General features: G+C 44.4%; 9 protein-coding genes. 3 read left to right on the forward strand and 6 right to left on the reverse strand.

All coding sequences use genetic code 11. The annotated features are described in order from the left end of the window. Window positions 1-56 precede the first annotated feature (56 nt). The 5 genes from ACFFJH_RS07230 to kynU all read right to left on the reverse strand — a co-directional run bounded on the left by ACFFJH_RS07230 (window position 57) and on the right by kynU (window position 8,379). Window positions 57-2,159 (reverse strand): M13 family metallopeptidase, encoded by a 2,103-nt coding sequence (locus tag ACFFJH_RS07230; RefSeq protein ID WP_390211290.1) that lies wholly within the window; start codon window positions 2,157-2,159, stop codon window positions 57-59. 206 nt (window positions 2,160-2,365) lie between these two features. Then, the gene (locus tag ACFFJH_RS07235) at window positions 2,366-2,560 is read right to left on the reverse strand and encodes a hypothetical protein (RefSeq protein WP_390211291.1); all 195 of its coding nucleotides are present in this window, start codon (window positions 2,558-2,560) and stop codon (window positions 2,366-2,368) included. A 69-nt stretch (window positions 2,561-2,629) separates the two neighbouring features. Next, on the reverse strand, window positions 2,630-5,257 hold the full coding sequence (locus tag ACFFJH_RS07240) for a TonB-dependent receptor plug domain-containing protein (protein WP_390211292.1): 2,628 nt from the start codon (window positions 5,255-5,257) through the stop codon (window positions 2,630-2,632). Window positions 5,258-6,195: 938 nt separating this feature from the next. Next, window positions 6,196-7,053 (reverse strand): tryptophan 2,3-dioxygenase, encoded by an 858-nt coding sequence (gene kynA, locus ACFFJH_RS07245; RefSeq protein ID WP_390211293.1) that lies wholly within the window; start codon window positions 7,051-7,053, stop codon window positions 6,196-6,198. Window positions 7,054-7,107: 54 nt separating this feature from the next. Beyond that, window positions 7,108-8,379, reverse strand: a complete 1,272-nt coding sequence (gene kynU / locus ACFFJH_RS07250) for a kynureninase (protein ID WP_390211294.1) — start codon at window positions 8,377-8,379, stop codon at window positions 7,108-7,110. A 258-nt stretch (window positions 8,380-8,637) separates the two neighbouring features. Between kynU and ACFFJH_RS07255 the strand changes: the two genes are divergently transcribed. Next, window positions 8,638-9,111: an Lrp/AsnC family transcriptional regulator gene (locus tag ACFFJH_RS07255; RefSeq protein ID WP_390211296.1), complete on the forward strand. Its 474-nt coding sequence runs from the start codon at window positions 8,638-8,640 to the stop codon at window positions 9,109-9,111. A 36-nt stretch (window positions 9,112-9,147) separates the two neighbouring features. Here the strand turns inward: ACFFJH_RS07255 and ACFFJH_RS07260 are convergent, their stop codons facing one another. Next, window positions 9,148-11,370: a phosphocholine-specific phospholipase C gene (locus ACFFJH_RS07260; RefSeq protein ID WP_390211297.1), complete on the reverse strand. Its 2,223-nt coding sequence runs from the start codon at window positions 11,368-11,370 to the stop codon at window positions 9,148-9,150. A 527-nt stretch (window positions 11,371-11,897) separates the two neighbouring features. Between ACFFJH_RS07260 and ACFFJH_RS07265 the strand changes: the two genes are divergently transcribed. Together ACFFJH_RS07265 and ACFFJH_RS07270 are read left to right on the forward strand one after the other, a co-directional pair. Further along, on the forward strand, window positions 11,898-12,056 hold the full coding sequence (locus ACFFJH_RS07265; protein WP_390211300.1) for a hypothetical protein: 159 nt from the start codon (window positions 11,898-11,900) through the stop codon (window positions 12,054-12,056). Window positions 12,057-12,311: 255 nt separating this feature from the next. Then, window positions 12,312-15,413 (forward strand): TonB-dependent receptor, encoded by a 3,102-nt coding sequence (locus ACFFJH_RS07270; protein ID WP_390211301.1) that lies wholly within the window; start codon window positions 12,312-12,314, stop codon window positions 15,411-15,413. The last annotated feature ends 24 nt before the right edge of the window (window positions 15,414-15,437 follow it).

The raw sequence follows: 15,437 nt of genomic DNA on the forward strand, positions 1-15,437 counted from the left end.
TCCGCTTTTTGTTGATTACTACACGTTGTAATTCCTTGAATTCGAATTGCCTGAAATTACCAAACTCGAATACGTTTTTCCGGTTCTACGTACATTTTATCGCCAGCCTTGACATCGAAAGCTTGATAAAACTCAGGCATGTTGGTGAGCGGACCATTGGCGCGGAATATGCCGGGTGCATGTGAGTCAGTAGCTAACAAACGAATGGTTTCTGCATCACGGGCTTTGCCGCGCCATACTTGTGCCCAACCCATGAAGACACGTTGATTACCAGTAAACCCGTCGATCACTGGCGGCTTTTTACCATTGAGTGATAACTGATAAGCTTTGTAGGCGATGGACAAGCCAGCGTTATCGCCAATATTTTCACCCAGAGTCAGTTTGCCATTTACTTTGTAACCTTCGATGGGGCTGTAGTTACTGTATTGCGCGACGAGGGCATCGGTCACTTTTCCAAAGTTCGCTTTGTCTTCTGCTGTCCACCAATCGCGCAGATTGCCATCACCATCCGATTGGCTGCCAGAGTCATCAAAACCATGCCCAATTTCATGCCCAATTACTGCACCGATACCGCCGTAGTTGACCGCATCATCTGCGTCAGGATTAAAGAATGGTGGCATTAAAATCGCAGCTGGGAATACGATCTCATTTTGACGTGAATTGTAATAGGCGTTGACGGTTTGTGGACTCATACCCCATTCACTACGATCGACTGGCTTACCCAGTTTATCAATTTGACGTTGGTAGGCGAAAGCCCGGCCAGCCTTAATATTGCCAATTAAATCGCCTTTAACGATAGTTAATTTGCTGTAGTCGCGCCATTTGTCTGGGTAACCAATTTTGGGAGTGAATTTTGATAATTTGGTGAGCGCTTCTTTCTTCGTTGCTTCACCCATCCAAGGTAAAGTTTCTATACTTTGTTTGTAAGCAAGCAGTAAATTGTTCACTAAGACCTGCATGCGTGCTTTATTTTCGGCAGGGAAATGCTTCTCAACATAAAGTTGACCTAGAGCTTCCGATAAGCTTTCTTCGACACGGCTAACACCACGTTTCCAGCGCGGCTGATTTTCTGGAATGCCACGCAGTGTTACATTCGAAAATGAAAAATCTTGGTCTACGAAACGTTTGCTTAAATAGGGGGCGTAGGCATTGAGTACGCGCCAATTGAAATAAGCTTGCCAAGTATCGATTGAAGTCTCTTGAATGACTTTATTTAAACCCGTTAAATAACTGGGTTGGCGGACAATGACAGAATCCGTTTTGCCGCCCGTACCCATGTCAGCAAAATAGTTGTTCCAGTCAAATCCTGGCAACAAGTCGCCCAGTTTAGCGATTTCAACTTTGTTATAAGTTTTAACTGGATTGCGATTTTCTACATTGCTCCATTGGATTTTGGCGATTTCTGTTTCGAGCGCCATAATCGAAGCAGCAGCTTGTTGCGCATTGCTAATGCCTGCCATAGACAACATTTTTTCTACGTGGCTTAGATATGCTGCACGTATGGCTTTAAATTTTGCGTCGTCAAGTTTTAAATAGTAGTCGCGGTCAGGCAGGCTTAAACCACCTTGACCTACCGAGACTGTATATTTTGAAGAATCTTTCGCATCTTGTGTGACGCCAGAACCTATCGGTGTGCCGACACTGATACGAGCAAGATAAGCGAACATGGCGGGTAATTCCGCTTTATCTTTGAGCTGTTGAATACGCGCGAAATCGGCTTGTAAGGGCTTGATGTCTAGCGTTTCTAAATGGGCTTCGTCCATGAAGCTATTGTAAAGATCAGCAATTTTCTGTTGATTAGTGCCCGGTTTTAATTCGGTTTGCGTTGCCAAATGTTGAATAATCGCTGCTGATTGTTTTGCGGATAATTCAGCCAATTGATCAAATGCGCCGTAGCGACCGCGATCCGCAGGTATTTCCACAGTATCTAACCATTTCCCAGACATAAAACGGAAAAAGTCGTCTTGTGGACGAACGCTTTTATCTATCCATTGCAGATCAATACCGGATTGCAGTTTTTTTGATGGGGCTTTGATTTTACTTTGTTGAGCAGTCGCAGACGCTTTGCTGGCAGGCGCTATACCCTGTGCCAAAACTTGGACACTGAATGAGGTCGCAAACAGACCAGAAATAATAGAAAAAAGTAGGCGTTGACGCATAGAAGTCCTCTAGAAATATTGTTATTGACTATGTAAAAAGAGTCTTAGCTCAGACCATGTGATGACTGTAGAGTTCCGTGTTTTGTCGTCATATTCTATGCACTCCTAAAATGTACGGTGGTAGATGGTAGTGAATGACGTCAACATAAAAAAAGCCCTAAGTTTCCTTAGGGCTTAATCTATACCAGCTTAGGTATTAATGGCGCTTAGAACTTCAAGTTGCCAGTCATATACACTGTGCGGCCGAGTGGATCTGTGTAGCGACCATCATAGCCAACCTGATTACCACCACCTGTATTACGAATCGATAATGGAGGATCTTGGTTGAGTAAGTTGCGTATACCTGCAGTTAAAGTCAAGTTTTTAGAAGCATTTGCTTTAATTTGCCAGTCAAGAGTCAAATATTTCTTAACGCTTCTTTCGAGTCCTGCTAAACCACCAACGGTACCATCTGCGTTGACAAAACGTAATTAAGCATCATCAGCAGCAATTACTTTATCACGGTAGCCAGAGTGGTAGTTAACCGTTAATGAGTTAGACACGATATCGCTGGATTTCAATGCGAATACCATTCTAGAAATGATTTTGAAAACCACATTGTCTGAAGAATCAAAACGGCCTACGCTTTTCTCTAAACCAACACCAGGAACATCTTGCTCAGCTTTTAGCATGTATGTACCAGACCAGTTCACTGACAATGCACCAATTGGAGTTGGTGTTCTGTAAGTTGCATCCCAATCAAGGCCTTGATAGTGTGATGTCGCCAAATTGACAGGTGATAATTGAGCAACAATTACTTTTGAGCCTTGAATTGGATCAAAATACAATTGAATATATTTATCAGCCAAAGCTGGCGTAGTATAAATCTGATCTTGTGACAAAGATTGGATCTGATTTTTCAGTTTAACATCCCACCAATCGAAACCTACCGTCAGGCTCTTCATTGGCTCAAAACGGATACCAAAAGCCATTTGATCTGACTCTTCAGCTTTCAAACCAGCAGCGCCTTTGTTTGGATTACCCTTGGTCAACAAACCGTATTCTTGAGCACCACGGCAGTATGGGAAGCGATAGTCGGTTGGATTCGTAATTGGGCAAGGGAAGAAGCTGGATGAACCCGCATTTTTGACTGGATCAGCAACGTTGTTCATGGTTGGTGCTTTGAAACCCGTACCATAGGATGCGCGCAATAATACAGTTTCTGTTGGTTGGAAGCGAGCAGATAACTTGTAAGTCGCTTTAGATACTGCGTTGCCAAGCTCTCCTGGCGCTGCAGCACTGCCATCCGTATTGTAAGTAGTATTGTTCTTTTTAACTGCTTCATAGCTATCATATCGAACCGCTGCAGTAACGTCTAAATTCGTAATTACTGGCATCAACATTTCACCAAAAGCACCCCAGCTTTGGCGAGTCGCATCCAAATCTTGCGCGCCTGTACCGCCGCCAATTTGCGTATCGGTCCAGCTCTTGTCTGGATTTTGTGGTCCAGGGCCTTTAGAAATGGAGCTGTACTGATCTTGGTATGACTGTTTTGTGAAGTCAACGCCCATACCTAAAGATGCTGTACCACCTGACATTGCAAACAATTCTTTCGACGTATTCGCACTTAACACGTCAATTTTAGATTTTGTTGTGAGCAGATTTTGGTGTAAGACCGCTGGTGCCAAAATGGAGGACGCGTTCGGGTTCATGATAAATGGATTGAATGCACCAGACTTGACTAATGCATTAAATGTGTTTGAGCTCATGTAACCAGAAACAGCTTCATCTTTCTGAGTATTTTCTGAATGAGTATAAGTCGCTTTATAGTCCCAACCAGCTAAATTACTATCAATACCGACCACTAAGTGATTGGCATCTGTTTTGTAGTCATCAGCACGTCCACCTGCATCATAGGCGCGGAAATAGAAGAAGGCATCAGTAAGATCTGATGCTTTTACACCGCGAGCCGTTAACAAAGGAACGACAGTTGAATTGTAAGCACCAATATAGTTCTGGTTAACTGTTTTAACTTTGGTAATAGGATCAGTGCTGAAAATGGTTAATGGTTGAGCTGGTGCTGCATATTGAGCGCGGCTCGTGAAACGTGACATGACGGCTTCGCCGAACAGTGTCGTTTCATTACTCAATTTAATACTACCGTTTGCGAATATGCTATCTCTAGTTAATTTGGGAATCAGATCAACAGTTGCCGCATAGTCATAGCGGCAAAATTCTCCGCGTTGGAATGTATTAGGGCCGTTACATTTGCCTGTTTTGATGAAATCAGGAGAGAACGCATCAAGATTGGCATCATCTGGTGGCAAATTATTGTTGTAAACATCAACTACGGCTGGGATAGAGTTAATACTTGTCTGATAAATTGCATAGTTTTTTCCGCCGTCACTGAATTTGCGAACACCTGATTTAGAAAAATCACGTTGATTTGCTTTAAGTGCAGTTTGCTCATCGTGAGAATATGAAACTTGTAAGTTATATCCGTCTGTCGTTAAATCACCAAAACCTTTAGAAAGGGAGAAGTTGGAACTACGTCCACCCGCTTCTTGTGGGGCATTTAAAGTTGCTTCGACGACGAAATCAGTCTGATTCTTTTTGAGAATAAAGTTGATCACACCGGCGATAGCATCAGAGCCGTATAAGGTCGATGCGCCATCGGTCAAAATCTCAACACGTTCAACAGCAGATAATGGAATGCTAGCCAAATTGACCGCACTACCCGTACCGTATGGTGCCATACGACGACCATTTAATAAGACTAAAGTGTAAGCGGTGCCAATTGCATGAATTGACGCTGTTTGCACACCACCGCCACCACCGTTGACGGAGGCCGATGCGGTAATAAACCCTTGCATCGCAGGTAAGGCAGCGACTAAATCAGCGACATTCGTTACGCCAGTTTGTTCAATGTCTTTACGACTCAAAGTTTGAACTGGAAGTGCCCCTTCTTTGGCAATTCGTTTAATAGACGAACCAGTAATTTCAATGCGTTGTGTTCCGGCATCTTGCGCAAATGTAGGTTGCGCAAGCATGCCTGCTCCCAACACCACGCCACTTGCAAACATCAGGCGTACTGAGCGGGACAATTTTTTTTCTATCATGTTAACTTCCTCCAGTTAATGAACAACAAAAATGCGTTTTTAAAAATATCTTTAGTATTTTTTTAAGGCTTATTGGAAATGAATTTTTTGGGGGGGAATTTGAATTTCAAATTACGTTTTTTGTTTGCACTTGATAAACCCCCATTACTACTTACATTTATCAAATCGAATACACAGACGAAAAAAAGTTATCTAAATTGCCCTGAAAAAACATTCACGAGGAATGAGACCACTTGCCTCGCTTGGGTGTCAAGCCAGCAAAAATGGTGCAAGTATGAAAAACAACACTTGCTTGATGGAACCAAATTAATACCAGTTTATTCTTCAATACCACTTTTATAGAATGAAAAAATTTGGCAATTGGACAGATGAGGATGTCTAAACTTTTTGTTTTAAAAAAATGTCGCCATTCAGAATTTTATTCTGAATAGAGATGAAATTTTAGTTGGAAATTTTTAACATGTTAAGTTGAAATAATAAATTTCACACATTTATTTCTAATCAAAAAAATAAATTTCATCAATGAAACTTATTGAGACTCGGCTAGTCACCCAAGCGAAATAAATTTTTTGTAACCAAAGGCTGCATCATTTTTACAACAAATGTGGCCAAAATCAGGCCTGCACGGGTGGCAGATTTTGTTGAAATTGAATGGCTAATGTGCGGTGCAGCAATCATTAAGAATGAAGATCTTAGACTGCTTTTTTAATGTTTTTATGTAAATTTTGAGATGCGCTGTGTGCGTATTAACCACGCACAAAAGTGGTGTAGATTTTTAGGCTTGCCTTGTTTACTTAGAGGTAAACAAGCAAATTAGCGGTGTATGAATCAAGCATGCGATTCATAGAATTCGATGTAAATAGAAGATATGTGACTGGCGATAAGTAAGGTTTTGAATACTTATCACCAGTTTTTGCAGGTGTGTCAGCAGGCGGCGCTTACAGTTCTGTGCGGATAGAGAACAATTCCGGAAATAACACGACATCTAACATCTTGCGCAAATAGCTGACACCAGCAGTTCCACCGGTACCGGTTTTAAAGCCAATGATGCGTTCCACAGTCGTTACATGACGGAAGCGCCAGATGCGAAAAGCGGTTTCCATGTCGACTAGTTTTTCAGCAAGCTCGTAAAACATCCAGTGCTGTTCAGGTGCTTGATAAACTTTTTGCCATGCTAACTTGACTGAATCATTGGCAACCACCGGCAAGGTCCAGTCTTGTTGCAATCGTGCGGTGTCAATTGTGAAGCCATTCCGTGCCATAAACATGATGGTTTCGTCGTAGATGGACGGCGATCGTAAAGCGGATTCTAAGCTCGCATGCGCTTCGCTAGATTTTTCATGTACTTGCAATAAAGCTGCATTTTTATTCCCTAATAGATATTCCAGTTCTCGATATTGATGCGATTGAAAGCCAGAAGAATTGCCGAGGTAGGGACGGATGGCGGTATATTCACTGGGGGTCATGGTTGCTAGTACATCCCATGCATGCACCAGTTGATCCATGATACGGGCTACACGCGACAACATCTTAAATGCCGGTGGTAAATCACCGAGGCGAATTTGATCACGTACCGCATGTAGTTCATGCAACATCAACTTGATCCAAAGTTCACTGGTTTGATGTTGAATGATGAACAGCATTTCATTGTGATTGGGCGAGCGTGGATGTTGAGCGCTGAGGATTTGATCCAAGCCTAAATAGTCGCCATAGCTCATATCGTTAGTGAAATCGAGTTTGGCGCCATGCCAAGACATGGGACATTTGCCCTCTGGTGTTTGATTTTGATCGTTCATGATGGTGCTTGCTAAAGTGTTTGGTCAGATGTGAGCATAGATGTGAGCTTTGTTCTAGGTCACGGCGTTTCTTCGTATGTCAGCGCGATAATCTTGCCGATCAAGGATGTCACGCAGATGCTCCGCTGCATCCCAGACATCAGTAAAGCTAGTGTATAAAGGCGTGAAACCAAAACGCATAATGCCAGGCTCGCGATAATCACCAACCACGCCGCGCTCAATCAGCGCTTGAATGATGGCATAGGCATGTTCGTGCTGAAAGCTGACATGGCTGCCGCGTTGTTGGTGCTGGCGTGGTGTGACTAAAGTCACAGGATGACTGGCGCAGCGCGTTTCAACTAATTGGATAAATAGATCGGTTAAGGCTAGGGATTTTTGGCGTATCGCCGCCATCGTGGTTTGCTTAAAAATGTCTAAGCCAGACTCAATCATGGCTAACGATACGATAGGTTGGGTACCACATAATGCGCGGCGTATTCCGGGAGTGGCATCGAAAGTTGGTTGCATCGCGAATGGCGCAGCGTGCCCCCACCAACCAGTGAGCGGGTGTTGAAATGCAGCTTGATGTCGTTGTGGTACCCAGATGAAGGCTGGCGCACCTGGACCGCCGTTCAGATACTTGTAGCAACAACCGACCGCGAAGTCGGCATTGGCGCTATGTAGATCGATTTCTACCGCTCCAGCAGAGTGAGCCAAATCCCATAGACATAAGGCGCCATGTTGATGGGCCAAATGGGTCACACTTGCCATATCGTATAAATATCCGGTGCGATAATTCACGTGGGTCAGCATGACTAAAGCCGTTTCGTGATTGATTGCGCTTGTTAATTCTTCTGGTGAGTCGATCAAATGCAAGCGATAACCACGATCTAGCCATCGCGTTAAACCCTCGGCCATATAGATGTCGGTAGGAAAATTGCTGCGCTCGGTAATGATCACTTTACGCACCGTTGCATCGCTCGCTTCTGATTGTATATGCAGGGCAGCAGCGATTGCTTTAAACAAATTGATTGAGGTGGTATCGGTAATCACCACTTCTTCTGCTTTCGCACCGATGAGTGGCGCTAATAAATTGCCTAATCTTGAAGGTAGGTCAAACCAACCCGCTTTATTCCAGCTCTTGATTAAATCCATGCCCCATTCTTCTTGTATGACCTGGGTAGCACGGTTTAGTGCGGCTTTGGGCTGCGCGCCGAGCGAGTTACCATCGAGATAAATCATGTTCGATGGCAGTTGAAATTGCTGACGTAAAGCTGCGAGAGGGTCTTGCTGGTCGAGTGCCAGACAATCTGTTCTCAGCGTACTGATTTGTTCGGTGTTATTCATTATTTATCCTAATTCTTGTGCTGATTTTTTGCATGAAGCCACTTTGAAAAACATGGACCCAATACCCGTGCTGAGCTGCTGGATTAGATGTCAGCGAAACGTGGTGACTTAGCTTATCTAAGTGCTTGCTATCAATAATTGATGAGAAAGATATTTTATGCTAAATTTCTTGATGCATTATTGCAAATTACCGCATGTTTTTACGAAAAACTAGAATAATATGTAAGCTTGGAGACTAAAAGTGATGGAAAAATTCGTATGCAACTAGATCCTACCGATTTAAAAATTTTACAGCTGCTACAAGCGGATGGTCGTATTAGCAATCAAGATCTGGCGGAGAAAGTTTTTCTCTCGCCTTCGTCGTGTTTACGCCGAGTTCGCATGTTGGAGGAGAGCGGTGTGATCAGTCATTACCGTGCGGTTCTCGATACCAATGTGCTTGGCTTGGAAGTGGATGCCTTTGTTCAAGTCACGATGCGGCGTGACGTGGAGCATTGGCATGAAAGCTTTTCTGCGGCTTTGCAAAGTTGGCCTGAGGTAGTGGGGTCTTACATTATTACCGGTGATGCGAATTATTTATTGCGTGTACGCGCTCGTAATTTGAAACATTATTCCTCATTTGTGTTGGAACGCTTGTATAAAACGACCGGAGTCCTGGATATTCGCTCAAACATCGTATTGCAGACATTGAAAGAATGCACTGAGTTGGCACCAGAACTATTGAGTGAGTAATTCTGGTGCGCGCTCGTTTGACGGTGTCGAGCAGGCTTAATTTCTAGCGGATGCTGATAAAACAAATTTCCCATTGGCTGGATCACTACGACTAGGACGACCAGTTTCTATATGACCTGCAACGCGTCGCAGATAAACTTTGTCATTAGCTAAACGTACTTGTATGTCGTACCAGCCGAAACTATTTTCCTGGTTGAAGTACAAGGTCTGACTACTGAAAGGGGCTAGCTGAATACTTTGCTCTGGCGCGCCATAAAAAGTATCCGTAACCAATAGTGTTTGTGTTTGAGCGCTAGCATTTGACAGAATTAATTTAAGCACAGGGCTTTGGTCTGCAACACGGGAATTACTGTCCAAAGTTTGTATTTGCGCTTCAATTTGATGCCGTTGTTCCCCTTGAAATTCACGCAAAAAACCATTTGGCCCGAACACACGCAAGGCATAGCGTCGACTCGCGAAATCATCTAAAGACCAAGTTTCTGTAAAGTTTTTTTCGCTTCCTATCGTGTAATACCAAGGCCCAGCATTGTGCCCATTTGCATAAACGGTGAATACTGCACCAGATTTTCCTGTGTTATTCAACTGTATTGCGAAGCAGTCCGCTTCTTTTTGAAATGCGCCATTAACTTCCAATACATAGTTAGTTGCGCGAGCTGGACGAGTATTCGCAAAGGGTGATTCAGTGGCGTCTCGTTCTTGTTGTGGCAAGCTAGTCGTATTGAGCGGCAAACTGCTTTTCACTGAATTACAACTGCGTTGCGCATTCTCTATGTAGTGTTGATGTGGTGTGCTGAATAGTGGTTCGGGACGCTGGTTATCTTGTCGTTGAAAATCAAACATGGAAGTTAAATCACCGCAAACACTGCGACGCCAAGCGGAAATATTCGGTTCCATGACGCCGAAACGTTGTTCCAGAAAACGTAAAATCGAGGTGTGATCGAACACCTCAGAACAGACATAGGCGCCACGACTCCACGGTGATATCGCCATAAACGGTAGTCGTGCCCCAAGCCCAAATGCTTCTCCAACGCTAATTTCACCTTCAGTTGATACCGTGCTATAGCCTTGATTGCGAGAACTTGGAGCGACTGGCGGGGGCATATGGTCGAAGAAACCACCTTCCTCGTCGTAGCACAAAAGCAGTACTGTTTGCGACCACACTTTAGAATCTTCAGTCAGCACATCAAGGATACGCGAGGTCAAAGACTCTCCATAGCCAGGTGGATTTTTTTCTGGATGTTCGCAGAATTTGGTCGGTGCAACGATCCACGACACTGCTGGTAAATTACCTGAGCGTACATCTTGTGCAAAATAATCGACTAGCGCCTGCGCATCCGGTGGATTGGTATTTAGCGGTAAGCCTTTTGCGTCTAATTGCGAGGTCTCGCCTGCGTAGGCGCGGCCACGTTGGTATCTATCTTTTTGTGCAGGATCATCTAAATTCAGATTACGAAATTGCGGAAAGTAAGCCAGTGAATTATCACCATAGTTATCATATTCTTGATAAACCTTCCAGCTGATGCCATGCTGACTTAAGCGCTCTGCATAAGTAGTCCAGAGGTAAGGTGATTTCCATTCTTTCTTGTCGCGCGACATGCAAGAGGTCTCATTGCCATCATCTACATTCGATAAAGTATGGCGACCATCTCGTCCAACTGAAACACCATTGGTGCCGGAAAAAAGAAACATACGATTTGGATCAGTCGGGCCAAATACCGAGGCATAGTAAGCATCACCAATAGTAAAAGCATCTGCCAACGCATAATAAAACGGTAGTTCTTTGCGGCTTAAATAGCCCATAGACATACTGCCTTTTTCTTGTACCCAAACATCATAATGCGCCCACATTTTCTGACTGTATTTCCAGTTGTGCGGCAGGTCTTTGGGTAGACATTGACTGCGGTCAAAGGCTGGATCGTTATCGCCTCCCGCGCTTAATGGAAAAGGCAATTGAAAGCGTCCGTACTCAATATTCTGCTGCCAAACGGGTTTGCCTTGTCGTGTGTAGGTAGGACGAGGATCGCCGAAACCACGCACCCCTTTTAAGCAACCAAAATAATGATCGAAAGAGCGATTTTCCTGCATGAAAATCACGACGTGCTTGACATCTTGAATACTCCCGCTAGGACTACTCGGTGCAATCGCGAGTGCTTTGGCGATACTGGTAGGTAGCTCCGACATGCTGGTGGAGGCGACACTGGTTTGTGCCATCCATTTCAGGAAATGTCTTCTGGTACTTTTTTTGTTATGGCTATTCATTTGAATCGTGACTTTTCTGTTTAGAAAGATGAAGCGCTCTGCTATAGGAAAATGGATTGTCTCTAGTAAAAAGCGAGTCGTGGTGCCGCCAGTTTAAGTCGGAACACGCATAGTATCAACGACGCTCTAGTGACTAAGCGTTGTCTATGACCATAGCATGAGTTAGTAGATATAAGGTAGTAGGTGTTTGTGACACAGATGTGATGCTTGAAGCACATCTTTATTTAGGACTTACGCAAAACCGTCCCAGCGTTGTTGTTGCCGACTTAAGCTAAACTAAGGTGCTAAAGCAATGCCTTCGTCGGCACGCCTAGCTGGTACGATTTTGCGTAAGTCCTACTATTTAATGCATGCCCTTTTCTTGAACAAGCAAATGCAAAATAAGCCGTCATCAATATCTGATCTTGCGACTTGATCTTGTGATTACTGCGTTGGCTATGTGGTGAATTCACAACCGCATAATTGATTTTTCTCTAGTTGATGAGGAATTTTTTACGACCTTCATCAGAAAAAACTAAATGAGCGCAATGAATTCCAGATTCGTGCTGTACACCATTGCTGTGCCTTTATCTCTCTCTGTTGGCGACGATTTGATTGGCAAATGGCCGATTAAAAAAACACCACTACCATTTCCTCAAATAAAACTGAATGAGCAGTTAAGTTTAAGTCGTTGGCATCAAAACTAAGACCTGAATAGACTTTTTTATGCCAACACCATTTTGCATTTGATTTCATGTTGATTTCTGCAATTTCATAAGAATTGTTTCCGCACGATTGCTGCTGGTGAATAAGAAATTTCACATGTTTTGCAAACATAAACCTAATGATGAACATGACTGCTTAGCACCGCCCGCGATGACGGCATGCTAGAGGTCTTGTTTTACATTACTTTGTTAACGCCAATTCCGTTCTAACTTGGTTTTATTCTAATTGAAACGATCATGTCTATATCCACTAAACCTATACAACATTCAGTCATGGCGCGCGCACTTGCCTTGGCATTTGGCACTGCCTTGTTAACTTTCGGCGTTTCTGGCGTCGGCATGGCGCAATCCAATGCGACTGGTACAATTTTCGGACAAGTTACGGCGCAAACAGGCGTGACTGTCGTACTTGAAAATGCCGCTACTGGTGTCACCCGTGTGGTGACGCCAGATGCCAAAGGCAAGTATCAAGCGACCTCTATGCCACCGGGGCGTTACCAAGTGAAGCTGATACGCGATGGCAAAGTCGAAAAAACCTTGGATGTTGAATCTTTGATCGGGCAAGGTGTAGAAGCGTCGTTTAATACCGACATACAAACCGTGACCGTGCAAGCGAAGATTAATCGGATTGACGTGTCGAATACCAATAATGGTACGGTGTTTACTTCCAAAGAATTAGTCAAGCTGCCGATGTCGCAGAACGTGCAGGCGATTGTCGCTTTGGCGCCAGGAACGGTCAGAAACGTCTCTGGCTATTACGGCAATGTCTCCAGTTTTGGCGGTGCCAGTGTGTCTGAAAATGCCTACTACATCAATGGCTTTCCCGTCACCAATATCCTGACGCAAGTCGGCGCATCGGAATTACCTTTTGGCGCGATTGCCAATGCACAAGTCTTATCGGGGGGTTATAGCTCAGAGTTTGGTCGTGCCACAGGTGGTGTGGTGAATATCACGACTAAGAGCGGCACCAATAATTGGGAAGTCGGTGCGCGTTTATCAATTGCACCATCAAGTTTGAGTGCGCGCCAGTTAAATACTTATTTCCCCAATACTGGCGACAATCCTAAGACCGATGGCAAGCTGCAATTTTACGCACGTGACAATGCGTCGTCGAGTAAGACTTTGGGCATCTATGCTGGCGGTCCACTGATTAAAAATAAATTGTTTATCTTTACTGCATTAGAACAAACACGTTCCAATAGCGAATCTGTTGGTGCTAGTTCCGATACCAATTACAACGCGAGCGGCTGGTCCGTTAATAAGGGAGAAGTGGGGCGTTATCTGGCGAAGATTGATTTCAACTTAACTGACGACCATCATTTTGAGTACACCTATATTCTCGATCAATCAAAAAATACTTCGTCCAGTTATGGATTTAATTACGCCACACTAACGCATGATGACGTGAAACGGAATGGAACAACCGTGTGGAATGCAGGTAATACGCGCGGTGGTAGTGGTGGTAGTAGCCCTGGTAGTACCGATCACATCTTTAAGTACACGGGCTATCTGACGGACGATCTGACCGTTACCGCTTTATACGGCAAATCGAATACGACACCGCGTGTGATTCCTTATGGTTACAACCCGGCCATTAGTTCAGTCAGCAGCTCAGTGACTTCTCGTGCTCCGGGTTTAACTTACCCATCGAGTAACCCGCAACCGTTTGGTGATCAAGTACGTCCCGATGCGCGGGATGAACAACAAACCCTGCGTTTGGATCTTGAATACAAGTTGGGTAATCATGCATTACGCGGCGGTATCGACTACAACAAAGCCGCCTCATGGGTCGGTGCGACTCGCCCCGGTGGTAAGAGCTATAGCTACTTGTATCATAATAATCCAACGACGTGGATGCCGGGCGGTGCTAATTTAACTTTGGCTCAAGGTGGTGGATTTGGTACGCAAGGTTTTTATGTTTCCGAAGGCACTTATTTTAAATCCGGTGCACCGACGACCAATCAATCCGCGCAATATATACAAGACCGCTATCAAGTTACTGACAACGTTCTGTTAGATTTGGGTTTGCGTAACGAACAATTTCACAACTATAACAACAAGGGCGAGCTTGTGATTTCACAGACGCGTCAAATTGCGCCGCGTTTAGGTGTGACTTGGGATGTAAATCGCGATGGCAGTTTCAAAGCATTCGCCAATGCGGGGCGTTACTTCATGCCAGTACCGACGAATTTGGTCGGCAATATGGGTTCGGAGTTGAAGACGACCACGCGTTATTACACCTATACCGGCGTTGACGCAGTAACGGGCTTGCCACAAGGGATGAAACCTATCAGTGATGTGATTGTGAACATCAATACTTCACCGGATGCGCGTTCGGTCGCAGCAGAAAATATTAAGCCTTTCTACCAAGATGAAATGTCGATAGGGTTTGAAAAAGCGATTTCCGCAAAATTGAATTTCGGTGTGATGGGCACCTATCGCATATTGCGCACTAGCTACGATGATACTTGCGATCCACGTCCGATTTATGCTTGGGGCAAACGTAATGGTTATCCTAACTTAGAAGCCGATACTGGCGGTGCAGAAAATAGCTTGTATCCATCTTGGTGTATGGTGATTAATACGGGCGAAGCGAATACGGTTTGGTTTGATCCACACGGCTCTGGTAGTGGCAGTGCTTTGGTGAAAGCGCATTTGACGGCCGAAGACATCGGGCTGCCTAAAGTGAAACGTACCTATACTGCTTTGAATTTCTTCCTCGAACACCCATTCAAAGACGGCTGGTACGGCAAAGTCAATTACACTTGGTCGCGTAGCGTTGGCAATACTGAAGGGCAGACTGATTCGGGTGTTGCAGGTGGTGACGTCGGATTAAGCGCAGGTTCGGACTACAAAGAATTAGCTTACAACGCCTATGGTCCTTTGTCTGGTGATCGTACTCATGTGATTAAAGCCTATGGTTTCTATCAAGTTGCACCAGAATGGATGATAGGTGCTAATGTACAGATCGCTTCGGGTCGTCCACGTAATTGTTTAGGACAATTGCCCGAGTCCGCGGGACAGGATGTGGGTCATTATGCGGGTAATTATTTCTTCTTCTGCGATGCAGATGGCGGCAAACCTTCGCCACGTGGCAGCCGTGGTCGCATGCCATGGACCTCACAATTAGACATGAATGTATCGTATCAACCAGCAGCAATTAAAGGCTTGAATTTGAAGGTCGATGTGTTCAATGTATTTGATAGCCGGACTTTTAATTCAGAAAGTAGTGGGTCTAATAGTGGTAGCGGTAACATTAGCCCAACTTACTTGCAGGGCGGAAACCGCATCGGGCCTCGTTCCGCACGTTTAACGGCTGAATACAATTACAAGTTCTAATTTTTAATTTTGAGTCTGTGGTTC

The organism is Affinundibacterium danionis, assembly GCF_042432465.1.
Classification (GTDB): domain Bacteria; phylum Pseudomonadota; class Gammaproteobacteria; order Burkholderiales; family Burkholderiaceae_D; genus Undibacterium; species Undibacterium danionis.